Genomic DNA, 25,912 nt, shown 5'->3' with positions numbered 1-25,912 from the left:
ATCAGCGCCGGCGGATGAAGCCGACGATGTCCTTCGAGAGCTTCATGGTCTCGTCGGCGATGGCGCGAGCCCGGTCGGAACCTTGGTTCAGGATCGCGTCGATATGGCCGGGGTCGGCGACGAGGCGCTTCATCTCGCCGGCGATCGGCGCGAGCTTGGTGACGCACAGCTCCGCCAGCGCGTTCTTGAAGCTGGAGAACTGTCCGCCGCCGAAATCCCTGAGCACGTCGGCCTTGGAGCGGTCGGAGAGCGCCGCGAAGATGCCGACGAGATTGTCGGCCTCGGGGCGGGCTTCCAGGCCCTTCTCCTCGGTCGGCAGCGGCTCCGGATCGGTCTTCGCCTTGCGGATCTTCTGCGCGATGGTGTCGGCGTCGTCGGTGAGGTTGATACGCGAATTGTCCGAGGCATCCGACTTCGACATCTTCTTGGTGCCGTCGCGCAAAGACATCACGCGCGTCGCCGGGCCCGTGATGAAGGGTTCGGGCAGCGGGAAGAACAGGCCGTCATTGGCGCCTTGGGCGCGGATCGAGTCACCGAAGTCGTTGTTGAACTTCTGCGCGATGTCGCGCGAGAGCTCGAGATGCTGCTTCTGGTCCTCGCCGACCGGCACGTGGGTGGCGCGGTAAAGCAGGATGTCGGCCGCCATCAGCACGGGATAGTCGAACAGCCCGACGGAGGCGTTCTCGCGATCCTTGCCGGCCTTCTCCTTGAACTGGGTCATGCGGCCGAGCCAGCCCATGCGCGCGACGCAGTTGAAGATCCAGGCGAGCTCGGCATGGCCGGAGACCTGGCTCTGGTTGAACACGATGTGCTTGTTCGGATCGATGCCGCTCGCGATGAACGCCGCGGTCACCTCGCGGGTGTTGCGCGCGAGCTCGGCGGGGCCGCCCCAGACGTCCAGGCCTTGCGTGATCGCGTGCATGTCGACGACGCAATAGATGCAGTTGTGGGTTTCCTGCATCTTCACGAAGTTGACGATCGCGCCGAGGTAATTGCCGAGATGCAGATTGCCGGTCGGCTGGACGCCCGAAAAGACCCGTTCAACGAATGGCATGGCAAGCTTTTCCTAGAAGGTACCGGCCGTCGTTTCCAACAGCGGCGCTGCCCCGTCAAGGGCAATTCGATAATCCTGCGCGCCGAGGTCGGGCTAGGCGGGCCGCCTCAAGGCGGCAGCCGCCTCGCGCCAGGAGGCCGCGCCGAGGATTTGCAGGAGCAGGCCGTAGACGGCGATTCCGGCCGCGATCTGCACGCCCAGCACGATGAATTTGATGAGGCCATGCGCTTCGGCAGGCACCAGGCCCGCGGTCAGCCAGAGCAGGGCGCCCATGGCGGAAGCGGCGAGCACGATCCGCGGCAGCCGCTTGCGGGCGGCGACATCGACCGAGAAGCCGAATTCGCCCGTGCCCTTGCGCAGCAGCGAGAGCGCGCTGCTCCAGGCGCCGGCCGCGATGCTCGCCGCGATCCCGCTTGCACCGAAGAAATGGCCGAGGAGAACCGCAAGCGCGACCGCGACCACAAATCCCTTGGCCGTTGCCAGCAGCGGCGTCATCGTGTCGCTGCGGGCATAGAAGGCCGGCGACAGCGCCTTGATCAGCACATGAGCCGGCAGGCCCAGCGCCAGCCACATCAGCGCGCGCGCGGTGGCCGCGCTGTCATCGGCGCCGAAGGCGCCATGCTCGAACAGCAGCCGCACGATCGGCTCGGCCAGCACGATCAGGCCGAGGGTTGCCGGCAGCGCGAGCCCGGTCGCAAGTTCCAGCGCGCGCGATTCCGCATGTGCCACCGCCTCGCGGTCGCCACCGGTGACGGCGCGTGTGAGCTCCGGCACCAGCACCGTGCCCATGGCGACGCCGACGATGCCGAGCGGCAGCTCGATCAGGCGGTTGGCGAAATAGAGCCAGGAGACCGCAGAGGGCGTCGCCGAAGCGATGATCGCGCCGGCCACCATCAGCCATTGCGGGCCCGAGCTTGCGATCATGCCGGGGATGGCCTTGGCGAAGAAGCCGCGCATCTCCTTGTCGAAATTGACGCGCAACGGCGTGGCGAGGCGGCCGCTTCGCTGCGACAGCAGCATGGCGAGTTGCAGAAGACCAGCGATGCCGACGGTCGCCGCCAGCATCCACGCGGCGGAGGCGGCATCGGCATGCCAGACGAGCAGCGCCGCAATCGCGGCGATCAGGGCGATGTTGAACAGCAGTGGCGAGAACGCCGTGAGGGCAAAACGTCCTTGCGCGTTGAGCAGCCCCATCAGCACCGTGACGGGGCCGGCGAAGGCGAGATAGGGCAGCATCAGCCGCGCGTTCTGGACGGCGAGATCGAGGGTGCTGCTACCGAGGAATCCCGGCGCGATCACCGTGATGATCAGCGGCATCAACAGCGCGATGACGACCGAGATCGCGATCAGGGCCGCGCTGACCGTGCCGAGCACGCGTCCGGCGAAGGCAGATGCAGCCGCCTCGCCATCGCGGTCACGGACCCGCAGCCAGGCCGGGACCAGTGCCGCGTTCAGTGCCCCTTCGCTGAGCAGCCGCCGCACCACGTTGACGAGCTGGAAGGCCGCCAGAAACGCATCCGCCACCGCGCCGGTGCCGAGCAGCGCCGCGATCAGGGAATCGCGGGCGAAGCCCAGCAACCGCGAGGCCAGTGTTCCCGTCGAGACTGTCAGGAAGGAGCGGATCATTGCGTGTGCATAATACCGTGGCTTGCCCGCGAAGGCCGGGTCGTGATAGGCCGCGGGCCAGATTTCAGGCCGACAGGAAGCGGATTTTCCCGGCAATCGCAATCCGGCAACAGGATCAAGGTGAATGGCTGACGTGAAATATGACGTTCTCGGGATTGGCAACGCGCTGTTCGACGTCCTGGTCAGGACCGACGAGGCCTTTCTCGCCAAGCACGGCATGACCAAGGGCAGCATGTCCCTGATCGACGAGGCGCGGGCCGCCGCCATCTACCAGGACATGGGCCCGGCGACGGAAGTCTCGGGGGGGTCTGCCGCCAACACCATCGTCGGCATCGGCAGCCTCGGTGCGCGTGCCGCCTATGTCGGCAAGGTCAAGGACGACCAGATCGGCAAGCTCTACGTCCACGACATCCGCGCTGCCGGCGTCGCCTTCAACACGCCCGCCGCGAAGGACGGCCCCGCCACCGGCTGCTCCTACATCCTGGTCACGGGCGATGGCGAGCGCACCATGAACACCTATCTCGGCGCGGCGCAGGATCTGTCGCCGGCCGACATCGATCCGGCCGAGATCGCGAGCGCCGGGATCGTCTATCTCGAGGGCTACCTCTGGGATCCCAAGAACGCCAAGGAGGCCTTCGTCAAGGCAGCCAAGATCGCCCATGACGCCAGGCGCAAGGTGGCGCTGACGCTGTCGGATTCCTTCTGCGTCGATCGCTACCGCGACGAGTTCCTGTCCTTGATGCGCAACGGCACCGTCGACATCGTCTTTGCCAACGAATCCGAGCTGCATTCTCTCTACACGACCTCGGACTTCGACGCGGCGCTGAAGCAGCTGCGCAACGACGTCAATCTCGGCGTGGTCACCCGCAGCGAGAAGGGCTGCATGGTCGTCTCGGCGGAAGACGCCGTCGCCGCGCCGGCTTCCCCGGTCAAGCAAGTGGTCGACACGACAGGCGCCGGCGATCTCTTCGCCGCCGGCTTCCTCTATGGCCTGGCGCGCAACCTGCCGTACAAGCAATGTGGCGAGATCGGCGCACTCGCGGCGGCCGAAGTGATCCAGCACATCGGCGCGCGTCCGCAAGTGTCGCTGAAGGAATTGGCCGGGCAGCGCGGGCTGACGGCGTAAGGCTCGCCTCTCCCCGTCATTGCGAGCGAAGCGAAGCAATCCAGTCTGTCTCCGCGGAGGGACTCTGGATTGCTTCGCTACGCTCGCAATGACGATGGGGAGGCACGCTCGTGCCTCATCCTCCGCTGTCATCGCCCGGCTTGAGTCCGAGACGTCAGTTGTCTATCGAAAGGCCGCGGCGTACTGGATTCCCCGCTTTCGCGGGGAATGACAGTTGTCGCGTAGTGAGAGCAGCGTCCCTCACGCCGCCTTCTGCCCGCTTCCCGCATCGAGCCCGGCATAGATCCCGCGCTCGAATCCCGTGAAGGCCTCGATGCACTTGGCGTCGACGAATGGCAACACCTGCATCAGGATCACGCCGGAAACATCGCGCGCCGGATCGATCCAGAAATAGGTGTTGGCGAGACCAGCCCAGGCGAGGCTGCCGGCACTGCGGCCCTCCGGCGTTTTGGCGGTATTGATCAGGAAGGACAGCCCCCACTTCTTCACGATGTCAGGGAAGAGATCGACATCGTTGGTGTACATGGGCGCAACCGTCGTCATCTTGCCAATGGTGAGATCGCCGATGTGGTTCTGGCCCATCGTCGCGACCGTCTCGGGCTTCAGCACCTGGCTGCCGTTGCCGCGGCCCTTGTTGAGGATCATCTGGGTGAACTTGATGTAGTCGCCGGCAGTGCCGTAAAGGCCGCCACCACCCATGCAAAATTCCGGATTCTGCTCGATCTCGAACGGGATCGGCGCCAGCGATCCATCCTCGCCGCGAGCATGGGTGGCGACCAGCCGCTGGCGCATGTTGTCGGTGATCTTGAAGCCGGTGTCGCTCATGCCGAGCGGGGTGAAGAGATTGTCGCGCAAATACGCGTCCAACCGCTTGCCGCTGACGGCTTCCACTGCCTTGCCGACGAAATCGATGTTGATGCCATACTCCCAGCGCGTACCGGGATCAGACATGATCGGCGTCTTCAGCGCGATGTCCTGGCAGGAGAAGATGTTCGGAGTTCCGGTCTTCTCCAAGTAGACCGCGAGATCACCGTTCCACACATTGTAGGCAAAGCCGGCGGTATGGGTCATGAGCTGGCGCAGCGTGATCGCGCCCTTGGCCGGCCGCAATTTCGGCTCGCCCTTGGCGTCAAAGCCTTCGAGCACCTGCGGCTTGGCGAGGTCGGGCAACACGTCACCGATCGGCGCGTCCAGCGACAGCTTGCCTTGCTCGACCAGTTGCATCGCGCCCGCCGATGTCACCGCCTTCGTCATCGAGGCGATCCAGAACACGCTGTCCGTTGTCATCGCGTCGGGCTTGGACAGATCGCGCTTGCCGAACGCGCCTTGATACAGCACGTCGTTGCCGCTGGCGGCGATGGCGACGACACCGGGAATTTCCTTGGCGTCGCTTGTCTTACGCAGAATCTCGTCGATCTGGGCTTGGCTTCGCATACGCATTTCCTCCGGTTTGATTATTGTTGGAAGTGATCGATTGTCCTCCTGCGTGCCCCGCGCGGCAAGCGCGTCCCGATGCCTCCGCCGGTCGCGATGTCGTGACTTGACGGCCCGCGCCCCGCGCAGGACGACAAGGCGGCACAACTGCAACAGTCCGTCACAATCTGCGGTGGATGGCCGCAACGAACCGTGACCGTGGATGGGCTCTGGCGATATGTTTCGCGTGTTTGAAGCACCCGAAACATTTTGTGCGTTGCGGCGTTTGGCAACGGGCCCAATCAGCCGTGGACGTTAGGACTTGATACAAATTTTGGCGGCCGGCACCGGCCGCGAGGGGGACCTCTGATGATTTCAACCTGGAGCGAATGGAAGCGCTATCCCCGTCCCGGACGGGGCGACAATCTCGAGGCGCCGATCTCGCCCGGCATTTACGAGGTCCGCATCGCCGGCAGCGGCGCGCTCTATTCCTTCGGTGCGGTCGACAATCTGGCGCAGGCGCTGGCGCTGCTGCCGGTCGGCTCGAAGTCGTGGTTTGGCCGCCGCGACACCTCGGGCGCTCCCGACCTCGAATACCGGACCTGTGCGACCTCCTCGAAGTCTGACGCCAAGGCCGCCGCCGAGCGCATGATCGGCCGGCGCGAGACCTATATGAGCGGCGCGGCCTAAACGACGACGAGACTGGGTTGACCTGCTGCAGCGGTCGCGATGGCCCACCTCTCCTCGCCGGGGAGAGGTAAGGGATCGCCGCTGCGAGTTTAGCTCCCATCTGATGTGCGTTGCGGGGCGGTGCATTGTGCGCCGTCTGTCCCTATATTCCGGGCCGATCAGAACGCGCCCTGAGGAGTAACGCCATGACCCCGACCGCCGCCGCACGCGCCCAGCACGCCACCGCCACTCTGCGCGACCGGTTGAAGGACCCTTCGCTGCTGAAGGAAGCTTGCTACATCGACGGCGCCTGGGTCGGCACGCCGGTCTTTGCCGTCAACAATCCTGCTACCGGCGTCGAGCTCGCCAAAGTCCCGCAGCTTGGCGCGGACGAGACCACCAAGGCGGTCGAAGCCGCCGAGCGTGCCTTCCCGGCCTGGGCCAAGCACACCGCCAAGCAGCGCTCCAACATTTTGCGCAAATGGTTCGAGCTGATCATCGCCAATCGCGAGGACCTTGCGCTGATCCTGACCTCCGAGCAGGGCAAGCCGCTCTCCGAGGCGCTCGGCGAGGTCGACATCGGCGCGGCCTATATCGAGTTCTTCGCCGAGGAAGCCCGCCGCGTCTATGGCGAAACCATTCCGACACAGCGTCCCGATGCGCGCCTGCTCGCGATCAAGCAGCCGATCGGCGTCTGCGGCGCGATCACGCCGTGGAACTTCCCGAACTCGATGATCACGCGAAAAGTCTCGCCGGCGCTGGCGGCCGGCTGCACCGTGGTGCTGAAGCCCGCCAACGAGACGCCGCTGTCGGCGCTGGCGCTGGCCGTGCTTGCCGAGAAGGCCGGCGTGCCCAAGGGCGTGCTTAACATCATCACCGGCGATGCGCCGCCGATCGGCAAGGTGCTGTGCGAGCATCCCGCGGTCCGCTTCGTCGGCTTCACCGGCTCGACCGCCGTCGGCAAGATTCTCTACCAGCAGGCCTCCGTCGGCGTGAAGCGGCTCGGCCTCGAGCTCGGTGGCAACGCCCCCTTCGTGGTGTTCGACGACGCCGATATCGATGCAGCGGTCGAAGGCGCCATCGTCTCGAAATACCGCAACATGGGCCAGACCTGCGTCTGCGCCAACCGCCTCTACGCCCAGGACAAGATCTACGACGAGTTCGTGCAGAAGCTGTCGAAGAAGGTCGCGGCGATGAAGATCGGCGACGGCACCGAGAGCGGCGTGACGCAGGGCCCGCTGATCAACCTGAAGGCGGTCGACAAGGTCGAGCGCCACATTGCCGACGCCGTGAAGCGCGGCGCCAAGGTCGTCACCGGCGGCAAGCGCAGCGAGCTCGGACGCTCCTTCTTCGAGCCCACGGTGCTCGCCGACGTCAAGCCGGACTCGCTGGTGGCGCAGGAGGAAACCTTCGGCCCGCTCGCGCCGGTGATCCGCTTCAAGGACGAGGCCGACGTCATCGCGATGTGCAACGCCTCGCCGTTTGGTCTGGCCTCCTACTTCTACTCTCGCGATCTCGGCCGCGTCTGGCGCGTCGCCGAAGCGCTGGAGTCCGGCATGGTCGGCGTCAACACCGGCCTCATCACCACGGAAGTCGCGCCCTTCGGCGGCGTCAAGGAAAGCGGCCTTGGGCGCGAAGGTTCGCGTCACGGCATGGAAGAATATGTCGAGATCAAATACGTGATGATGGCGGGGGTCTAACCGGCAATCGATGCTGCGCGCCGGCGATTTGAACTCGCCGGCGCGAATGCATCAGCGGCACACGTAGGCGCCGTTCACATAGACGCGGACGCATGCCGTGCTGGCCGCTGCCGCACCCACGGCCGCTCCCCCTACGACGGCGCGCCGCGTGGTTCGACGCGCGACGCCGGCGACGCTTGCCGGGGTCGCCGGTCGTCCGACCCTGGCTTCAGCGGCTTGAACGACGAGCGTGATGCCGTCGTCGTGTGACCAATTGATCGAGCCGAAAATTCCACAGCCGAGAACGGCTGCAACAAGTAGCATTCGCTTGGTGTCGACCAGCTTCATGGCAACCTCCCTCGGGATAAAGCCGAGTGATCAGCATTCTTCTGTCGTTTGCTCCCGGCTTGATCTGGATCAAGGCAGCAGAGGAATTGCAGCAGCGGCTTGACCGCTGTTGCGAGGCGTGCGTCTTCTGGCAAAGGTGCAAGATGCGGGAGGCGGCTCGAAAGCCGCCTCCCGCTGATGCGTTTGTGCCATTACTGACAGCGATACATGCGGCCGTCGTCCATCTTGGTCAGCGTACCGGGTGCGCAGACCATGCCGTTTCGCTTCCGCCAGTCCTCCGTGGAGTAGCCGTAAGCCGCGTAAGGACCGCCACCCGCATAATAGCCCGTACCGGCCCCCCATCCAGGTGAGGTCGCGGCAATCGCGGCGGCTGTGCCAACCGCTGCGGCACCTGCCCCGACACCGTAGGCGCCGGCACCGTATACGGCGCGCCGCGTCTGTCGACGTGCCACGCCCGCAACGCTCACGGGAGTCAGCGGGCGACCGACCCGCGCCTGCGCACTGTCGACCGACATCGAGACACCGTGCTCCTCAGTCCAGGTGAAGGAGAACAACGCCGCGCAGGCGAAGGTCGAGACTGCTAGTGCAATTCTTCTCGCACACGTACGTGTCATGTTTCTTCTCCATTGCTGTCTTCCAAATGCGCTTTCGCAGTCCAGGGGCCGTTGCGCGGTCCCTGGAGGTCTTCCTCGCGCTGGTCTGGAGCGGCGTGCAGTCGAAGTAGCGATTGATAGGAGAAGCTTCATCGGGGGCACGCCGTGTCGTGCTCGGAGAGCCAATGGCAGACAGGATCATACTGGAAATCGGCGCAGGCCGCTATTGAGCCAACGCACGGCAATGGGTCACGCCAACTGCCTTATCACAGGCGGCGCTGGCAGCTGCGGATCAGCTCGTCGGCATCGTGCCGCGGCGCAGCTGACTGGGACTGCGTCCGAGCTCGCGCCGCATCCATTTGGCGAGGTGAGATTGATGGGAAAAGCCCGCTTCAAGGGCAATTTCGCTGAGCTTGCGATTGCCTTGAAGCATCAGCTGCTGCGCGTGCTCCACCCGCCTCCTCAGAACGTAGCGATGGACCGTGACGCCCATCGCCGCCTTGAACCATGCCCGTAGATGCGAGCTGCTGACACCGGCCTCGCGGCTGAGAATGTCGATGGTGAGCGGCTGGTCGAGATTTGCATCGATGTAGGCCAGGACTCTCTGGAGCTGCGCGTTGGACAGGCCGATGGCCTGGGCCGGCGGATCATTCGCCAGGTTCAGCAATTCGACCGCCAGGGCCATTCCCACGTTCTCGGCAAACAACGGGCCGCTCGGCGAGCCCGCTTTCACGTCGCTTTCGAGGGCCTGTCCGAGCAGAACGATGCGGTCATTCCGCAGCATATGATGGTGCGTCAGTCGGGCGGATGCCAATTGTCGAGCCCTGGACGCTGCATGGTCCAGCATGCTCGGCGCGAGTCGGATCTGAAGCGACTGGTAGGGCGTCTCCGCCACAAAGCCGCCCAAGGCGCCGCTCGGAATCACATCGATATCGCCGGCCTGACGCAGAAACTGATCCCCGGTCTCAAGACAGAATGAGCGCGTCGCAGGGCTGAGGTGGATGACGATCCGGTGATCGCGGATCGGCTCGAGCGCAACGGAGTCAGGCTCGGTTCGCATGGCCGCGGCGGCGGTGCCGGCCGATGTTGGCGCCGAACGCGGTCTCGCATGCATGGGCCAGGCTCCAGATCTTGGCGGAATGTGCTCGATATTTGGCGCATCGTGCGCGATTTTCAACGGCTCCGGCGCCAAAGAACGCATCTGTCGTTTCGTGACAAATGAGGATGCAAAGTGAGTCATTACGTGATTGTCGGAGCCGGTCCCGTTGGACGCGAGACGGCTCGCCTCCTGGCAGAGCAGGGACACAGCGTCATCCTGACGAGCAGGAATGCTGGGTCGCTCGATGCCGGCGATGTGCGTACGGTTTCGTCGGATGCCACCGACGCTGCGCAGCTCGCCGGATTGGCCAAGGGCGCCGATGCGATCTTCATGTGCGCCATGGCCGCCTATCACAGATGGCCGACCGACTTCTTTCCGATCATGGACGGAACGGTCAAGGCGGCCGAGCAGGTTGGTGCGAGGCTGCTCGTGGCCGGGAATGTCTATGGCTATGGCGCGGCGGCCGTGAGCCCTCTCACTGCGGACCTGGAGCCGGACCCGACCACCCGGAAGGGCACGACCCGGCACATCATGTGGCAGCGTGCGCTGCGATCGAACGTTCCCGCGCTCGAGGTCCGCGCAAGCGACTATCTCGGCAAAGGCGCGGTCGCGTATTTCTCGCTGCTGGCACTGCCGTCGCTGCTCAAAAAAGAGCCGGTCGCGTTCCTCGGCGATCACGATGTGGCGCATGCCTGGTCTTTCACCAAGGACACGGCGAGGACGCTGGTCGCCGCGTCGCGCTTTACCGGAAAATGGGGCCGCGCGTTTCACGTGCCGTCGCAGTCCGCGTCCGTGCGCGAGCTGGTGCGCAGATTTGCGGTCGCGCTGAAGATCGACGTTCCGGACCTGCTTCGCCTCACCTCGGTCGATCTGGAAGGCATCGGCTTCAGCGAAGGGATCGAGATGTCTTATCTGTTCGAGAAGCCGCTTCTGCTCGATGCCGGCGATACCGAGGCACTGTTGGGCGTCGCCGCGAGCAGCCTGGACACGATGGTTAGCGATACCCTGTCGTAAACGGCAGGCATGGTCATGAGAAGGAGAAAATCCAATGAGCGAACGAGTGACAAATCTCGTCCAGAACTACATTGCCGTCTGGAACGAGCGAGATGCCGGCAAACGCCGACGGCTGATCGACGATGTCTTCAGCGACGAATGCATCTATATCGACCCGAATGACTCGGTCGCCGGACGGGATGCAATCGAGCGCCTGGTGGAAGCCTTGCAGGCAAGGCTTCCGGACCTGCGCTTTGCGCTCGCAGGCGACGTGAACGCGCATCACGATCAGGCTCTATTCGGCTGGACCCTGGCTGCGCCGGGAGCTGCAACGCCGGCTGCAACAGGCATCGACATGGCGGTCCTGGATGGAGACCGCATTCGGCAGCTTCACGGATTCGTAAATCCGCGGCAGCCATAGCTGAAGCTTCGTAGCCCGGATGAGCGCAGCGACATCCGGGGCCGCGGGTCCCGCATATCGCTTCGCTCATGCGGGCTACGCAGCTACGGGCCAATTACCGCCGCAGCACCGCGATCGTCCTGTTCGCAAATGTCAGCCGCTCGGCCATGACCGATACGAAATAGGTCAGCAGCTTGTGGCTGAGCGCGGGGTCTTCCGCCTTGAGGGCGTCGAACTGGTGTGCAGTGAGCACGTAGAGCACGCTGTCGACCTCGGCCTGGATCGTCGCGTTGCGTGGGGTTTGCGCGACCAGGCCCATCTCGCCGATCGTGGTGTAGCGGCCGAGGCTGCGCACGCGCGTGGTGCGATCGTCGTCGGCGGGGATCATGATTCCGACGCGGCCGTCGAGAATGAAATGCATGGAATCGGCCGCTTCGCCCGCCCGCACGATGACCTCGCCGGCCCCGACCTCGAGGCGCTGGCAGCGGCGGATCAGCTCGTCGGCATCGTCCTCGCTGTCGAGAATCCCCGTGAACCAGTCGCGCAAGCTCGCCTCTTCCTGCGCCAGTTCCTGATGCTGCGCGATGAGTTCGTTCTCGCACCACTCCAGCGCGTGATCCAGCTCGGGAATGACGGTGACGCCTTCGCCGATGAAGTCGCTGGAGCGCAGCACCTTCTCGGCCGCGGCCGACACATGCACCAGGATCAGCTCGACGCCGAGGTCGCCGGCGCTGCGCTTGATCTGTGCAAAACTGTAGGCGGCCGAGGAGTCGACGCCGGTGACGAGCTTGAAGTCGAACAGCAGATAGCGGCACTCCGGGCGTTCGTGCAGCAATAATTTGACGTGCTGATAGAGCCGGTTGGCGGACCCGAAGAACAGATAGCTCTGAAGATTCAGGCCCTGGATCTTGCCGCCATGGGCCAGCAGCACCTCCTGGTCGTCGCGCGAGCGGTCGAGCGAGGAGCGATATTCGGCGCCGTCAAAGCTGTACTTGATCGATTCGACCCGCGCCGCGCTGAACGCGAAGGTCGCGCAGCCGATGACCACACCGATCAGGATGCCGGGCACGAAACCCCAAATGACGATGATCGCGATGATGGCGACCAGCGACAAATATTCGAGCTTGGAGAGCCGCTTGCGCGACTCGATGAGCCATTTGTGGAGCTGGTCGGCGCCGAGATAAAGCAGCAGGCCGCCGAGCACGAATTTCGGCATGAAGCCAAGCAGCTCCGGTGCGATCGCGAGCATCAGCAGTGATATGGCCGCTACCGTGAGGCCGGACAGGCGTCCGCGGCCGCCGCTGCTGAAATTCAGGATCGAGCGGCTGACCGAGATACAGCCGGCATAGCCGGCGAGCGCTCCGCTCAGGATGTTGGCGGCGCCGGTGATGTTCAGCTCGCGCTCGAGATTGGCCTCGCGGTGCACGGCGACCTCAATGCCGGTGGTGTTGAACAGGGTGCTGGAGGCGGTAACGAAGATGACGGCGACGAGGTTGCCGAGCAGGTCCGGCACGGCGGACCACGGATAGTGCGCGAGGTCGGCGGTGTGCCAGGGCAACATGAAGGTCGCCGGCGGCGGCGGCTGGAAGGTCCAGCCCAAAGCGCGCGCCTCCTCCGGCGAAATCCCGGCGATCCACAACGCCAGATGTGCGGTGAGCATGCCGCCGACCAGGATGATCGGCAATCCGAACGCGTTGCGCGAGCGGTGCCACGTCAGATAGAGCACCAGCGCCATCGCGCAGGCGGCGCCCAGCTCCGAAAGCGTGACGCCGTTGGTGAAGCGCAGCAGGGTGGAAAACTGCACGGGATGATCGGTGATCACCCGGATCGCGCCCATGACGATCAGGAGCCCGGTGGCGCCGAGGAAGCCACCGATCACCGGATAAGGCACGTAGCGGATGGCGCGGCCCATCCGCGTCAGTCCCAGTCCGCACAGCACGACTCCCGTCAGCAGGGTCGACAGGCCAAGCGTGATCAGGACGGGCGAGAGCACCGGTGCCGACAGGTTGGCCGCTTCGATGCGTTCGACCAGCGAGGCGGCCAAAATGCCCGTCACCGCGGCGGTCGAGCTGTCGGGGCCGGCGACCGCGAAGGGCAGGGAGCTTCCCAGCCCGATGACAGCCGCAAACACGGCGGAGCTGATGAAGGTCGCGGCGATGCCGTAGGACAGATAGGGCGACAGCGGGCCGGTGAAGATCAGCAGCGCGTAGGAAAGCCCGAAGGTGACGGTCAGGACGCTGGCGGCGCTCCCGCCCAGTATATCATTCAGCGCACGCTTGAGGGACGGACTGACCCCGGTGACCGGACCGAGGCTAATTGCTGGATCTGTCACGCCGTGGCACCCGCCCCTGAGAAAAGTCTCGTCCGAGACGTAGACGACTGCGGACTTAGCGCAACAGGATTCTTGTAACTATGAAATATCCGACAGTTTTTCGGCGGCCCGGTGCGGGATCCCGTTCACGGCGTGTGAACAGTCAATCATATGGTGGACGGAAAAACCGAAGCCTCCATACCCACCGCTGTCATTCCCCGCGAAAGCGGGGAATCCAGTACGCCGCGGCTTCTCGATTCAAGCACTGCCGCCTCGGAGTACTGGATCGCCCGGTCAAGCCGGGCGATGACAGCAAGAGTGTGGCGCGAGCCTGCTTCCCCGTCGTCATTGCGAGCGCAGCGAAGCAATCCAGCATCTTTCCGCGAAAATAGTCTGGATTGCGTCGTCGCAAGAGCTCCTCGCAATGACGGAGCGAGACGAAACAGCCGCTGCCTAAATCGTCAGCTCTTTCCCCGTCACGCGCCGATACGCTTCCAGATACCTTTTGCTGGTCGCCTCCACCACGCTCGCCGGCAGCGGTGGCGGCGGGGCGTCACCGTTCCAGCGGCCGGCGCGGCGCTCGACGTCGAGATAGTCGCGCAGCGGCTGCTTGTCGAAGCTCGCCTGCGGCTGGCCGGGCTTGTAGGCGCTGGCCGCCCAGAAGCGCGAGGAGTCCGGCGTCATCACCTCGTCGATCAGGATGATGCGGCCGTCCTTGTCGCGGCCGAACTCGAACTTGGTGTCCGCGATGATGATGCCCTGCTCGCGCGCCAGCTCCTCGCCGAGCGTGTAGATCGCGCGCGTCATGCTCTCGAGCGTGTAGGCTGTCTCGTCGCCGACCACCTCGCGCATCCGCGCAATCGTGATGTTCTCGTCATGGCCGGTCTCGGCCTTGGTCGCCGGGCTGAAGATCGCCGGCTCCAGCTTTTCGCTCTCGACCAGGCCGGCCTTCAGCTTCTCGCCCGCGAGCGTGCCGCTGGCCGCATATTCCTTCCAGGCCGAGCCGGAGAGATAGCCGCGGATCACGCATTCGATCGGAAACACCGTGGTGCGGCGGGAGAGCATGGCGCGGCCGAGAATTTCGGCGCGGTGCGGCTTCAAGGCGGGCACGGCCGCGATGATCTCGTCGGTGTCGGCGCTGATCATGTGATGCGGCACCACGCCCTCGAGCTCTTTGAACCAGAACGCGCTGATCTGGGTCAGCACCGCGCCCTTCATCGGGATGGTCTCGCCCATCACGACGTCGAAGGCGCTGATGCGGTCGGTGGTGAGGAGCAGCAGGCGGTCGTCGTCGACGGCGTAGATATCGCGCACCTTGCCGCGCCCGATCTTGGGGAGGGGCAGGTCGCTGGAGAGCATGGTGGTCATCGGCAAAGCTTTCGCAGACAGGGCCTTAGGGCAGAGAGTCCGGCCGCACCGGACAGCGCGGCCGGAAACCGGATTAGCCTATTCCGGCAGCGGAATGAACTCATGTTCCTTCGGAACCGCCGCGAAGCGGCCGGTTTTCCAGTCCTGCTTGGCCTGCTCGATCCGCTCCTTGCTCGAGGAGACGAAATTCCACCAGATGTGGCGCGGGCCCTCCAATGCATCGCCGCCGAGAAACATCATGCGCGTTGCCTTGAGCGCCTTCACGGTGATGCGGTCGCCGGGCCGGAAGATCAGCAGCCGCGGCCCCTCATAGCGCTCGTTCGCGATCTCGACCTCGCCGTCCACCACGTAGATCGCACGCTCCTCATGATCGGGGTCGAGCGGTACGCTCGCGCCCGCGATCGCCGTCACCTCGGTGTAGAACCAGGGCGAGACCATCGTAACAGGCGAGGTGATGCCGAAGGCGGAGCCCGCAATCACCCGCGCGGTGAAATCGCGCTCGGAAATCATCGGCAAATCGCCCGCGCCGTAGTGCTGGAACGACGGCGCGATCTCTTCCGATCCGGCCGGCAATGCGATCCAGCTTTGCAGGCCCAGCATCTTCTGGCCCGAGGCGCGCTGAGCATCCGGCGTGCGCTCGGAATGCGCGATGCCGCGGCCGGCGGTCATCAAATTCATCGCGCCGGGCTGGATCTCCTGGATGTTGCCCTCGCTGTCGCGATGCATGATCGAGCCGTCAAAGAGATAGGTGACCGTGGCAAGCCCGATATGCGGATGCGGCCGCACGTCCATGCCCTTGCCGGAGACGAACTGCACCGGGCCGAAATGGTCGAAGAAGATGAACGGCCCGACCATCTGCCGCTTGCCATGCGGCAGCGCCCGGCGCACTTCAAATCCGTCGCCGAGGTCGCGCGTGCGCGGCACGATGACGAGATCGAGCGCATCGCAGGACATGGGATCGCCGAGCACGGGATCGTTGGAGGGTTGCCAGCTCATGGTGGACTCCTTTTGACTTTCTTGGATGCGATAGTAGCAGGATTTGGCGTCGCCGTCGCGACAAAGGGGCAAACGTCGCGTCGCAATAGCGCCACACATTCCGCTGTCATCGCCCGCCTTGTGCGCACTTGCGCACTGGGGCGGGCGATCCAGTACGCCGCGGTCCATCGGTTCAATCACCGCTGTCTCGGAGTACTGGATCGCCCGGTCAAGCCGGGCGATGACAGTTGTGAGTGAGGCTCCGCTAACCCTGGCGTGCGGATGGTCCTTGAAAAAGCCGACGCAAGGAACGATGTTCGGCTGATTTCATCCGAGACTGTTCGCATCGCCCGATGACCCTTGCCGCCCTCGAGCTCGCCTTTCGCGCCGCCAGCGTCGCGCTGCTGCTGATGCTGGCGGCGTCGTTGTTGCAGGACTTTCGCAAGGTGCTCGCAGCTCGCCTCGGTGCGGCCTTCGCGCTGGGCTCGGCCGCGCATGCGGCGAGCTATTCGGTGGATGTCACGTCGCGGATCCCGCTCTGGCATGCACCGCTGATCGCGTTGTCGACCGGCACCATCGTGGTGTTCTGGCTGTTCACACGCTCCCTGTTCGACGACGAGTTTCGCCTCCGCTGGTGGCACGGATGGATCTGGGCGCTGGTGACGGCCTTCAGCTTCGCAGGCTGCGTCTGGATTGCACCCAGCGGCCATGTGCGGTTCTCGGTGACGGTGGTCAATCTGATCGTGCTCGGTTTCATCGCGCTTGCGGTCGGGCAGATGATCGCCTCCTGGCCGGCCGACCTGGTCGAGCGCCGCCGCCGCGTTCGTGTCTTCATCGTCTGCATAACCGCGCTCTATGGCGGGCTGAACGCGGTGCTCCAGATCGCCGCCGCCGGCCACCACGTCGGCGATGTCGCCGAAACCATCAGTGCCGGCGTGCTCGCCGGCACTGTCGCAGCGATCGTCTATGCCATGATGCGCGTTGACGGGGCGGATCTGTTTCCCGCCGCGGCGGAGCCTGCACCGCCGATTGTTTTCAGTCAGCCTGCGGCCGATGATGCCGCCGACCAAAGGCTCATCGACGCCCTGATGCGGCTGATGGGGGACGAGCGGATCTATCGCCAGGAGAACATCACCATCGGCGTGCTGGCGGGCCGGCTGAAAATTCCCGAATACCGGCTGCGCCGGTTGATCAACCAGCGGCTCGGCTATCGCAACTTCAATGTGTTCCTAAACAACCACCGCATCGAGGAAGCCAAGGCCGCGCTCGCCGATCCCGCCCAGGCCGAGGTCCCCGTCATCACCATTGCGATGGACGCCGGCTTCCAGTCGCTCGGCCCCTTCAACCGCGCCTTCAAGGCAGTCACCGGCGTGACGCCGACGGAGTACCGGCGGCTCAAGGTCGATGCGGCCTAGATTTCAGGCCATTGAAATCGCTATATAATTCCAGAATCGGCTAGCCCCGGTCAGTTTCGACGAGGCCGATTTCCAAATCCGGCGAGCGCGCATTCCCCGCATCCGACTTTCTCTCGGCACACGCCCCGAAGCCGGAGAAAGCCCGTGACCCGTCGCCGTAAGATCGTCCTCCTCACCACCGCCATCGCCTGTGCCGGCCTCGCGCTCGGCGCGGCGCGGGCGCGTAACGTGCCCAAGGTTGCGACCGGCTTCATCGCCGACACGCTCTGCTCGGAGACGTTCGTCTCCGGCCTGGATCCCCAGCGCAACCTCGCCGAGATCACCGACGCGATGCCGGGCACCGGCCTCCTGACCTGGGCGATGAATTTGCAGATCGATCGCGCCCGTAAGGATGTCACGGTGTCCCTGTTCGGCATCGGCCGCAGCCATGCCGTCTATCGCGAGGGGCTCGGCTGCACCCTCGAGCACGGCCGGGGGATCACTGACGTCGCATTGCCGCCTGATGCCAAGCAGCCCGCGCTGCTCCCCGACATCGCCGGCCCGGGGGTCGCTCCGCCGCAAAGCGGGGACCTGGCAGCCGCGCTCGACCGCGCCTTCGCCGAGCCCGCGCAGCCGCCTCATCGCCGCACCCGCGCAATCGTCGTCATGAGGGCCGGCCGCATCATTGCCGAGCGCTATGCCGATGGCATCGGGCCCGAGACGCAGTTGCTCGGCTTCTCCATGACGAAGTCGGTGATCTCGGCGTTGACAGGCATTCTCGTGCGCCAGGGCAAGTTGAAGCTGGATGGGCCCGCGCCAATCGCCGTCTGGCAAAATCCCGATGATCCGCACCATGCCATCACGGTCGACCAGTTGCTGCGTCACACCGCAGGCATTGCGCTCGGAAGTTCATTGGAGGCCTCCCTCGGCTCCGCCCTCGAGCCGGTCAACGTCATGAAGTACGCCGAGGACGATATGACCAGTTTTGCCGAGCGCGCGCCGCTCGCGACCGCGCCGGGCACGACGTGGAATTATCACGACGGCAATTTTCTCATTCTCGCGCATCTGATCCGCAACGCCGCGGGCGGCAAGCCCGTAGATGCGCTGGCCTTCGCGCGCCGCGAATTGTTCGCGCCGCTCGGCATGAACAACGTCACGCTTCAGCTCGACAGTGCCGGCACGATCGAGGGCTCCAGCAACATGCTGGCCTCCGCGCGCGACTGGGCGCGCTTCGGCCAGCTTTATCTCAACGACGGCGTTGTCGGCGGCAGGCGCATCCTGCCGGAGGGCTGGGTGAATTATTCAGCGTCCGCCACGCCACATGCGTGGGTCGGCATCGGCGCCGGCTTCTGGACCAACCAGGGCGATGGCTTTGGCGCAAGGTTTCGAATCGAGCACGGCTGGCCGCGCGATGCCTTCTTCGCCAAGGGCACGATCGGGCAGTACACGATCGTGATTCCGTCCGAGCGCCTGGTGATCGTGCGACTCGGCCGCTCGCCGAACCGGCCGCCGCAAGCCGACGGCGTGTTCGATCTCGTGCGCGATGTCGTGGCCGCAACGCGCGAGAAGGGGAAGCTGGCGGGGGCGAACTGAGGTAGCGAGGAGCGCCGCCTCTTCTCCCTCTCCCCGCAAGCGGGGAGAGGCAAACAGACGCCTCCTACCGTCCCAGCTCCGTCGCCTTCGCGACGCGGTCGAACCGCTCCAGCGTCATGATCGCGTCGGCGAATTTCTCCGCCCGCGCATTCAGCACCGGGCGTGCCAGCGTCAAAAATTTCTGCTGCATCGCCTGCGCATCGGGAAACGAGTTCGGCTCGCCGGAGGGATCGGCATAGAGCCGCTCGTGCACGCCATCGTCCGTCGTGATGCTGACGCGCGCGCCGAACGGATGGGTGCGCCCGATCTCGAGCCGGTCGTCCTGCACCACGTCGAACTTGTCGGCGAGCGCGTCGATGGCGGCATCGCCGAGGCGGTTGTAATCATCCCAGCCGAACGAGCCCTGGTCGAGCGCGAGTGCACCGGTGAAGAACATCGAGAACTGGCCGCCGACGATCGAGGTCGGATGCCGCTTGGTCGCGGCATCGCCGGTCAGCGTGATGCCGTTCCGATGCAAACCGATCTCGACGCGCTTGACCTGGTCGGGCGTCAGATTGTGCTCGCGCCGCATAGCGATCAGCGCGTCGATCGCGGCATGGGTGTAGCGGCAGCTCGGATACGGCTTCACGCCGATCTTCATCGTCTCGTAGGTCTTGCCGAGCTCGGCCACGGCCTTGCCCGGATGCGCGTCGTCGGTGTAGCCGGCGAGCAGGCCGTGCTTGCCCTCGACCGATTCGGTCGCGCCGACGAAATCGTTGCGCGCCAGCGTCGCTGCGATCACGCCGTTCATCGCGGCGGCGCCGACCTGGTAGCGCTTGTTCCAGGCGCCGTTGACCAAAAATTGCAGCGAGCCCGCGGCCTGGCTGCCGGAGACGCCGAAGGCGGCGATGATCTGCGTTTCGCTGAGGCCGAACAGTTTTCCGGCCGCGGCCGCCGCGCCGTAGGTGCCCGCGGTCGCGGTCGGGTGGAAGCCGCGCGCATAATGCGAGGTCGGGTCGAGCGCGTTGCCAAGCCGGCAGCACACTTCATAGCCCGCCACGATCGCGGTCAGCACGTCGCGCCCGGAAGCGCCGACCATCTCGCCGACGGCGAACGCGGCCGGAACCACCGGCGCGCTCGGATGCAGGGAGGAATCCGCATGCGTGTCGTCGAAATCGAGGGAATGGCCGAGCGCGCCGTTGAGGAGAGCCGCGACCGCAGGGGTCCAGGTCTTGCTGTCGCCGAACACGGTGGACTCGCCCTTGGTGTCGAGCGCGAGCGCCTCCAGCATCTTCAGGATCGACGGGGTCGATTCCGCTTCGCTTCTGGCCCGGATCGCGCTGCCGAGGAAATCCAGCGTCAGCACCTTGGCGCGATCCAGCACTTCCGCCGGAATATCCTGGTATTTCAGATTGAAGACATAGGCGGCGAGCGTTGCGGTTTCGTGGGCCATCGTGTTTCCTCGTTTTGGCGCGCAAGTTAGGCGGGCCGATTTGGCCTTTCAAGCGGCCTGCGGGCCGCGGGCATCAGCTATGCTTTTGGCAGGCTCCAAGAGGATCGGACCGGGACATTCGACGATGGCACTCGCAAGACAAATGTTCGACCGGATCCGATCACGGCGGACGCAGCTGGGGCTGGCGATCCGGGTCACGGTGGCCGCGGTGGCGGCCTATGCGATCGCCACCGCGCTGCATCTGCTATTGCCGCTCTGGGCCGTGCTGACCTCGCTGATCGTGACCCAGATGAGCGTCGGCCGCTCGCTGAAGGCAACGCGCGACTACGTGCTCGGCACGATCGGCGGCGCCATCTATGGTGGCGCCATCGCGATCCTGATCCCCTATTCGACCGAAGCCGGTTTGTTGGGGCTGCTGGTGCTGGCGGTCGCGCCACTCGCCTTCGTGGCCGCGATCAATCCGAGCCTCAACGCCGCGACGGTGACCGCGATCATCGTGCTGCTGGTTCCGACCATGCATCATTCCGATCCCCTGGCGTCGGCGATCGACCGCGTCAGCGAGGTCGGGGTCGGCGCCATCACCGGGCTGCTGGTCTCATTCCTGGTGCTGCCGTCGCGCGCCGTGCGGCAGATCCGCGCCAGCGCGGCCACGCTGCTCGAGCTGATCGCGGATGCCTACACCGAGCTGCTTGCGGGCCTGACGCGCGGCCGCGACAACGACGCGCTGCACCGGATCCAGGACGGCATCGGCACGGCGATGGTCGGTCTCAATGCGATCGGCGCCGAGGCCGAGCGCGAGCGCGCCGCGCGCCTGTCGAGCGGGCCCGACACCGGCCCCTTGCTGCGAACGGTCCTGCGGCTGCGCCATGACGTCGTGATGATCGGCCGCGCCACGGTGGTGCCGCTGCCGGCCGAGGTGCAGATGCGGCTTGCAGCTCCCTTGACGGAAGTCTCGACCGTGATCGCGCGGTTCCTGCGTTCGGCCGCCGCGGCCTTGCGCGAGGGCGTCGGCGCGCCGCCGATCCATCCCGTCCATGTCGCGCTTCAGCACTACGCCGAGGCGGTTGCCGCGGTGCGCCATGACGGTCTGATCCGCGGCCATTCCGGCGACACCGCCGAACGCTTCTTCGCCATCGGCTTCTCGCTGGAGCAGATGCACCAGAACCTCTGCGATCTCGACCGCGTCGTCGGCGAATGGTCGGAAGTCTCGACCGACAAGTCCGCGCGCGTGGCGGAGTAAGCCTGGGCGTGTACTCAAAAGCGTCGGCTGCCGACTGCAAAGCGCCGTTGAACAGTAAACGAGCTTTAGACGAAGAAAAGAGAGAACATGCTAGGAAACGCGAAGGTGGCAACCCGGCTTCCGGCAAAAGACCTGAACCGCGCTCGGACATTCTACTCCGAGAAACTCGGGCTCGAGCCGATAGAGGAGCGTGCGGGCGGACTCCGCTATGTCTGCGCGGGGGGCGAGTTTGCGATATTCATCTCGGCCGGAATGCAAGCCCACACGCACACACAGATGGGATGGGAAGTCGAGGATATCGAGGCAACCATACGCGAGCTGCGCGCGCGAGGAGTCGAGTTCGAGGAGTACGATCTGCCCGGCCTGAAGACTGTCGAGGGGATTGCTGAGATTGCGGGAAACTACCCCAGCAAGGGTGTTGGAGAGCGGGGCGCCTGGTTTCGCGACAGCGAAGGTAACTTGCTCGGGGTGGGGCAGCCGGTGCGAAGTTGACGGGCGACCGCGTCGCCTTCGAGGGAACACGCCCTACCGCCGCGTCAGGAGAGATCGAAGAACGCCAGCTGCGTCGTGTCGCGCCGCTCGATGCCGTCCGTCAGCGCCTTCAACGCAACGTCAAAACTCGGCTGCGGCTGCTCAAGCTCCCAGGCGCCGTCATGGTCCCACTGAAAGCACTGGCCATAGCGCTCGCCGGGCTCGACATGGAGCAGCAGGCAGCGGCTGAGCTGCGACGGCTCGGCGACCGGCACCAGATGCTTCAGCGAGACGCCGTATTCCTTACGGAAGTAGGCGCAGGCCTCTTCGAGCTCGTCTTCGGAATGGGCAATGAAGTCCAGGACATTGCGAAGCTGCGTGGCGAGCTCATCAGGCGCATAGAAGCGAAGCTCGGACGATGATTCAGGCAGCCGCACCAACAATTCGGTCTCGCCGCGGGTCAGCAGGAACTTGCGATAGTCATCGGGCAGCCGGACGCCGAGCGCCTGCTCCGCTTTACTCACGTCCGCTTCGCTCGCCGGTGTGCCGGGTTTCCAGCGCCAGCCTTTGGCGGACGTTCCCGCCTTGCGCTGGGCCGCGTAGGCTTCGTAGCCGGGAAACGCCATGATGTCCTCGTAGCCGCCGAAACGCGACCATTGATAGGCGTCGTCAAAAGCCTCTTCCCGCCGCTCGGGAAAATAGCCGCAGAGCAGCTCGGCGCGCTTGAGGATGCGCGCGTGGTTCGGGGCGGTCTTGCAAAGATGCTCGATCGTCTTCAGCGATGCGTCAGGATTGTCGGCCTGAAGATAGGCATCGCTGAGCAATTCGAGGATGCGCCCTTCGAGATCGCCCTCGTAGATGGACCAGGCATAATGCGGCTGTCCGGCAGCGCGCCGCGCGACGAGCGTATCGCACGCCTGTTCGGCGAAGCGCACCGTCTGTGCGAGATCTTCACCGACGACCTTGCCGCGGCGGGCGGCGTGCCAGAGATACAGCGGCTCATGTTCGGCCGGCGTGCCCTTGAGCGCGTTGAGCTGCGCGGCCTGCTCGGCCATCGACGCGCTGAGCGCCAGGATCATCAGCTCATCGAGCCCCTTCTGCCAGTCAGGCTTGGCTTGCGGATTGGGCCCGAGGTCGCGCAGCGTGTAGTTGGTATGATCCGTCTCGACATAGCCGGCCGCGACCAGCTCGGCGACATGGCGGCGGAAAGCCGCTGCGGCGTCGGCAATGCCGGAGAATTCCTTGCGCAGAAATTCGTCCGCGTCGGGATCGCCCTTCCAGTTCATATGAACGCCGATCACCATGGGATCGCTGCCCGGGACCAGCATCAATTCGCGATCGTCATCGCCGGGTGCGCGGTGGAAGAACTTTGCCAGATACATGCGACCCTCCGAACGCGCCGCCGGGATCGGGGCGCCACGTCTCAGTCGCAGTTTCAGGGAAACCGGTTCACGGCCACGGCCTAGCGTTTCGTCAGGCCCTTGCTCTGCATGCGCCAGACCAGCAGGTCGATGCGGTCCTGGCCGAAGAACGGCTCGTTCTCGAACACGAAGGTCGGCACGCCCCAATGACCGGAGGCGGCGTGGTCCTTCTCGTTCTCGGCGATCACCCGCTCGTAGCGATCGGGGTCGGCGCTGATCGCTTCATCCATCGCGGCGAGATCGAAGCCGGCCGCCTCAGTGGCGCGGGCGAGGTGGTCGCCTTCGTTCCAGCCCGCCACCGAGCCGTCCCACAGCACGCGCGCGATCGCATCGGTGAATGCGAGCGAACGGCCCTCGAGCTGCGCCATCGCGCCCAGCCGGGTCAGCCGGTGGATGTAGGGCTGCTCGGCCGCGACATCGAGCGTCGTCAGATCCTGCACGATCGGATCGGGCCTCGGGAAGCGGAATGGAATGCCCGCGTGCTGCGCCACGCGCGTGCTGTCGAGCACGACATAGCGAATGAAGTTCGGACTCGCCTTCTTGAAGAAGCCGGGTACGCGGACTGCCAGCGGATAGACCGGCCGCAAATTCACCGCGAGGTCATACTCCGCGACGAGCTTGAGCGTCTTCGGCAGCGCCAGATAGCTGAAGGGACTGCGGTAGGAGTAGAAGAGGTCGACGGACAGCGTCATCGCGCCGGCTCGACGATCGCTCCCATCATGCTGCGCACCACCAGCTTGTGGAAGGGCATGATCAGCGTGAGATAGGTCCGGCCCAACAGATTATTCGTCCGCACCAGCGTGGTCGACGTCACCTGCCGGTCCGCCGCGTCACCGGTCACGTCGACCACGAGGCGGAAATCGAGGTGGTAGTCGTTGAAGCCGGCCACCAGCCGGTCCGGCGTCTCGCTGACCACCGGAAACAGGCCGATCATGCCGCCGGGCGCCGGCATGCCTTCGCCCGATGTCTTCAGCCCGAACGGCGCGACGATGATGTTGCGCAAGCCCACGAGCACCTTGATCCAGCGCGGCCAGTGCAGCACCATCCGGGTGCAGGCCTGCCGCGCATCGAGGCCGGCCGCGCCGATTGCGACACGATACGCGTCGACGAATTGCGCGCCGGCCAGCAGCGCGCCGGCATCGACCTCGGGGGTGACTTCGCGGACGGGCATCATGCGCCCAATCTGCGCGTCAATCGCTGGAAGCGCAAGACCAGAAGCCCGGCATAGACGAACGTGCCGATCGAGAATCCGATCCAGACGCCGACCGCGCCCAGCCTGGTGTGGAAAGCCAGGACCCAGGCGATGGGAAAGGCGACGCACCAATAGCCGATCGCCGCGAACACCAGTGTCATCCTGGTGTCATTGATGCCGCGCAGTGCGCCGCCCATGATGGTCTGGAGGCCGTCGGCGATGAAGAAGGTCGCGCCGACCAGCAGCAATGTCGCCGTCAGCTCGACCGTTGCCGCGCTGGCCTCGCTGCTGCCGAAGAACAGCCGTCCGAGCGCGTAGCGGCCGAGGATGATGGCAACGGTCAGGGCCGAGACCAGCGCTACGCCAAGCACCGCCGCGACGAGGCCCGCACGCCTCACCGCGGCCGGGTCGTCGCGGCCGTAGGCATGGCCGACGCGGACCGTCGCCGCCATGCCGATGCCGAGCGGGACCATGAACAGCACGGCCGTGACCTGGAGCGCGATCTGGTGGGCGGCAAGCGCCGTGGTCGAGATCAATCCCATCAGCAGCGCGGCGGACGAGAACAGGCCATATTCCAGCAGCAGGGAAAACGAGATCGGCGCGCCGAGCGCGATGAGCTGGCGCATCAGGGACCAGTCGATCCGCCAGAGATGGGCGAGCGGGCGATAGTCCGAGAATGGCTTTCGCCATGCGGCGATGGCGAGCACGGCGAGGAAGGTGCCGAGGTTGACGAGCGTGGTCGCAAGCCCGGCGCCGAACAGGCCGAGCTCCGGCAGGCCGAACAGGCCATGGATCAGGACATAGACCAGCGCGGCATTGACGGGGATCGCCACGACCGTGACCCACAGCGGCGGCTGCGGCCGGTTCACCGCGCTCATCATGCTGCGCAGCGCGATGAAGCCGAGCGCCGGCGCGATGCCCCAGGCGAGGCCATTCAGATAGCGCTGGGCGAGCGCGGCCGACTGCGGCACCTGTCCGAGAGCGATCAGGATGTGCTCGCCATAGAGCGGCGAGGCCATCATCGGCAGCGAAATCAGCAGCGCGACCCACAAGCCGACACGCAGCGAGCGGCGGATACGCCTGACGTCGCCGGCGCCGAACGCCTGCGCCGCCAGCGGCGACACCGCAGCCATCAATCCGAGCCCGAAGGTGAAGCTGACGAAATAGACCGTATGCGCCAGCGCGGCCGCCGCGACCGCCTCCTCGCCGAGCCGCCCGATCAGCGCGAGATCGGTCGTGATCATCGCGATCTGCCCAAGCTGCGTCAGCATCATCGGCACGGCCAGCCGCAGCGTCTCGACGAACTCTTCGGCGAGATGGTTTTGCGGCACGCCGGCTTGCGGCTGCGGACGAGGCTGGACGGTGTCGAGCATGGCCGGTCAATAACACAGCCGCACGTCGAAAACATGGCCCGTGCGTGCGAGATGCCTCTTCACCCTCTCCCCTTGTGGGCCTGTTGCGTAATTCGTCAATTGTGATTCCCTAGGGCAAAGCCTTGGAGGGTAGCGATGGGGG

Annotated in this window: 23 protein-coding genes; 9 read left to right on the top strand and 14 right to left on the bottom strand. The window is 65.3% G+C overall.

All coding sequences use genetic code 11. From position 1 onward, the window contains the following. Window position 1: 1 nt before the first annotated feature. Window positions 2–1,054, bottom strand: coding sequence for a tryptophan--tRNA ligase (trpS, locus tag XI08_RS14485; protein WP_271574892.1), 1,053 nt, complete (start codon window positions 1,052–1,054; stop codon window positions 2–4). Between the two features lie 93 nt (window positions 1,055–1,147). Next, a complete protein-coding gene (gene murJ / locus XI08_RS14480; protein ID WP_271574891.1) occupies window positions 1,148–2,680 on the bottom strand; it encodes a murein biosynthesis integral membrane protein MurJ in 1,533 nt (510 codons plus the stop codon). A 124-nt stretch (window positions 2,681–2,804) separates the two neighbouring features. Between murJ and XI08_RS14475 the strand changes: the two genes are divergently transcribed. Continuing rightward, the gene (locus tag XI08_RS14475) at window positions 2,805–3,806 is read left to right on the top strand and encodes an adenosine kinase (RefSeq protein WP_271574890.1); all 1,002 of its coding nucleotides are present in this window, start codon (window positions 2,805–2,807) and stop codon (window positions 3,804–3,806) included. Between the two features lie 240 nt (window positions 3,807–4,046). Here the strand turns inward: XI08_RS14475 and XI08_RS14470 are convergent, their stop codons facing one another. Then, on the bottom strand, window positions 4,047–5,240 hold the full coding sequence (locus XI08_RS14470) for a serine hydrolase domain-containing protein (protein WP_271574889.1): 1,194 nt from the start codon (window positions 5,238–5,240) through the stop codon (window positions 4,047–4,049). 348 nt (window positions 5,241–5,588) lie between these two features. Here XI08_RS14470 and XI08_RS14465 point away from each other — a divergent pair, with 348 nt between their 5' ends. Together XI08_RS14465 and XI08_RS14460 are read left to right on the top strand one after the other, a co-directional pair. Further along, entirely contained in the window at window positions 5,589–5,909 is a 321-nt protein-coding gene (locus XI08_RS14465) for a hypothetical protein (RefSeq protein ID WP_092190461.1), read from the top strand. A gap of 185 nt (window positions 5,910–6,094) precedes the next feature. Further along, window positions 6,095–7,588 carry an NAD-dependent succinate-semialdehyde dehydrogenase gene (locus tag XI08_RS14460; protein ID WP_271574888.1) on the top strand — a complete coding sequence of 498 codons (1,494 nt, stop codon included), beginning with the start codon at window positions 6,095–6,097 and terminating at the stop codon, window positions 7,586–7,588. A 51-nt stretch (window positions 7,589–7,639) separates the two neighbouring features. Here the strand turns inward: XI08_RS14460 and XI08_RS14455 are convergent, their stop codons facing one another. The 3 genes from XI08_RS14455 to XI08_RS14445 form a co-directional block, all read right to left on the bottom strand. Further along, the gene (locus XI08_RS14455; protein WP_271574887.1) at window positions 7,640–7,915 is read right to left on the bottom strand and encodes a hypothetical protein; all 276 of its coding nucleotides are present in this window, start codon (window positions 7,913–7,915) and stop codon (window positions 7,640–7,642) included. A 191-nt stretch (window positions 7,916–8,106) separates the two neighbouring features. Further along, window positions 8,107–8,529: a hypothetical protein gene (locus XI08_RS46285; protein ID WP_271574886.1), complete on the bottom strand. Its 423-nt coding sequence runs from the start codon at window positions 8,527–8,529 to the stop codon at window positions 8,107–8,109. 271 nt (window positions 8,530–8,800) lie between these two features. Continuing rightward, entirely contained in the window at window positions 8,801–9,709 is a 909-nt protein-coding gene (locus tag XI08_RS14445) for a helix-turn-helix transcriptional regulator (RefSeq protein WP_271574885.1), read from the bottom strand. A gap of 30 nt (window positions 9,710–9,739) precedes the next feature. Between XI08_RS14445 and XI08_RS14440 the strand changes: the two genes are divergently transcribed. Both XI08_RS14440 and XI08_RS14435 read left to right on the top strand, forming a co-directional pair. After that, entirely contained in the window at window positions 9,740–10,621 is an 882-nt protein-coding gene (locus XI08_RS14440; RefSeq protein ID WP_271574884.1) for an NAD(P)H-binding protein, read from the top strand. Window positions 10,622–10,655: 34 nt separating this feature from the next. Next, complete coding sequence (locus XI08_RS14435; protein WP_271574883.1) at window positions 10,656–11,021, top strand: nuclear transport factor 2 family protein; 366 nt, start codon at window positions 10,656–10,658, stop codon at window positions 11,019–11,021. A 94-nt stretch (window positions 11,022–11,115) separates the two neighbouring features. On the opposite strand, the gene XI08_RS14430 is transcribed toward XI08_RS14435, so the two are convergent. The 3 genes from XI08_RS14430 to XI08_RS14420 form a co-directional block, all read right to left on the bottom strand. Beyond that, window positions 11,116–13,332, bottom strand: a complete 2,217-nt coding sequence (locus tag XI08_RS14430; protein ID WP_271574882.1) for a SulP family inorganic anion transporter — start codon at window positions 13,330–13,332, stop codon at window positions 11,116–11,118. Between the two features lie 432 nt (window positions 13,333–13,764). Continuing rightward, window positions 13,765–14,679, bottom strand: coding sequence for a phosphoribosylaminoimidazolesuccinocarboxamide synthase (locus tag XI08_RS14425; RefSeq protein ID WP_271574881.1), 915 nt, complete (start codon window positions 14,677–14,679; stop codon window positions 13,765–13,767). A gap of 78 nt (window positions 14,680–14,757) precedes the next feature. Beyond that, the gene (locus tag XI08_RS14420) at window positions 14,758–15,675 is read right to left on the bottom strand and encodes a pirin family protein (protein ID WP_271574880.1); all 918 of its coding nucleotides are present in this window, start codon (window positions 15,673–15,675) and stop codon (window positions 14,758–14,760) included. 332 nt (window positions 15,676–16,007) lie between these two features. Between XI08_RS14420 and XI08_RS14415 the strand changes: the two genes are divergently transcribed. Next, complete coding sequence (locus tag XI08_RS14415; RefSeq protein ID WP_271574879.1) at window positions 16,008–17,069, top strand: AraC family transcriptional regulator; 1,062 nt, start codon at window positions 16,008–16,010, stop codon at window positions 17,067–17,069. Between the two features lie 144 nt (window positions 17,070–17,213). Beyond that, complete coding sequence (locus tag XI08_RS14410; protein WP_271574878.1) at window positions 17,214–18,641, top strand: serine hydrolase domain-containing protein; 1,428 nt, start codon at window positions 17,214–17,216, stop codon at window positions 18,639–18,641. A 64-nt stretch (window positions 18,642–18,705) separates the two neighbouring features. On the opposite strand, the gene XI08_RS14405 is transcribed toward XI08_RS14410, so the two are convergent. Further along, window positions 18,706–20,073 carry an MmgE/PrpD family protein gene (locus XI08_RS14405; RefSeq protein WP_271574877.1) on the bottom strand — a complete coding sequence of 456 codons (1,368 nt, stop codon included), beginning with the start codon at window positions 20,071–20,073 and terminating at the stop codon, window positions 18,706–18,708. Window positions 20,074–20,197: 124 nt separating this feature from the next. Between XI08_RS14405 and XI08_RS14400 the strand changes: the two genes are divergently transcribed. Continuing rightward, a complete protein-coding gene (locus XI08_RS14400) occupies window positions 20,198–21,313 on the top strand; it encodes an FUSC family protein (protein ID WP_271574876.1) in 1,116 nt (371 codons plus the stop codon). 87 nt (window positions 21,314–21,400) lie between these two features. Then, window positions 21,401–21,805: a VOC family protein gene (locus XI08_RS14395; protein ID WP_271574875.1), complete on the top strand. Its 405-nt coding sequence runs from the start codon at window positions 21,401–21,403 to the stop codon at window positions 21,803–21,805. A 44-nt stretch (window positions 21,806–21,849) separates the two neighbouring features. On the opposite strand, the gene XI08_RS14390 is transcribed toward XI08_RS14395, so the two are convergent. The 4 genes from XI08_RS14390 to XI08_RS14375 all read right to left on the bottom strand — a co-directional run bounded on the left by XI08_RS14390 (window position 21,850) and on the right by XI08_RS14375 (window position 25,770). After that, window positions 21,850–23,166, bottom strand: a complete 1,317-nt coding sequence (locus XI08_RS14390; RefSeq protein ID WP_271574874.1) for an SMI1/KNR4 family protein — start codon at window positions 23,164–23,166, stop codon at window positions 21,850–21,852. A gap of 80 nt (window positions 23,167–23,246) precedes the next feature. After that, window positions 23,247–23,897 (bottom strand): 2-hydroxychromene-2-carboxylate isomerase, encoded by a 651-nt coding sequence (locus XI08_RS14385; protein WP_271574873.1) that lies wholly within the window; start codon window positions 23,895–23,897, stop codon window positions 23,247–23,249. Then, a complete protein-coding gene (locus XI08_RS14380; protein WP_271574906.1) occupies window positions 23,894–24,376 on the bottom strand; it encodes a DUF2867 domain-containing protein in 483 nt (160 codons plus the stop codon). The genes XI08_RS14385 and XI08_RS14380 overlap by 4 nt, the downstream gene beginning before the upstream one ends. Then, entirely contained in the window at window positions 24,376–25,770 is a 1,395-nt protein-coding gene (locus tag XI08_RS14375; RefSeq protein WP_271574872.1) for an MATE family efflux transporter, read from the bottom strand. The genes XI08_RS14380 and XI08_RS14375 overlap by 1 nt, the downstream gene beginning before the upstream one ends. Window positions 25,771–25,912: the final 142 nt, after the last annotated feature.

Source organism: Bradyrhizobium sp. CCBAU 11361 (genome assembly GCF_028128935.1).
GTDB classification, from domain to species: Bacteria; Pseudomonadota; Alphaproteobacteria; order Rhizobiales; family Xanthobacteraceae; genus Bradyrhizobium; species Bradyrhizobium niftali.
This window is presented reverse-complemented; position numbering and strand designations above follow the sequence as displayed.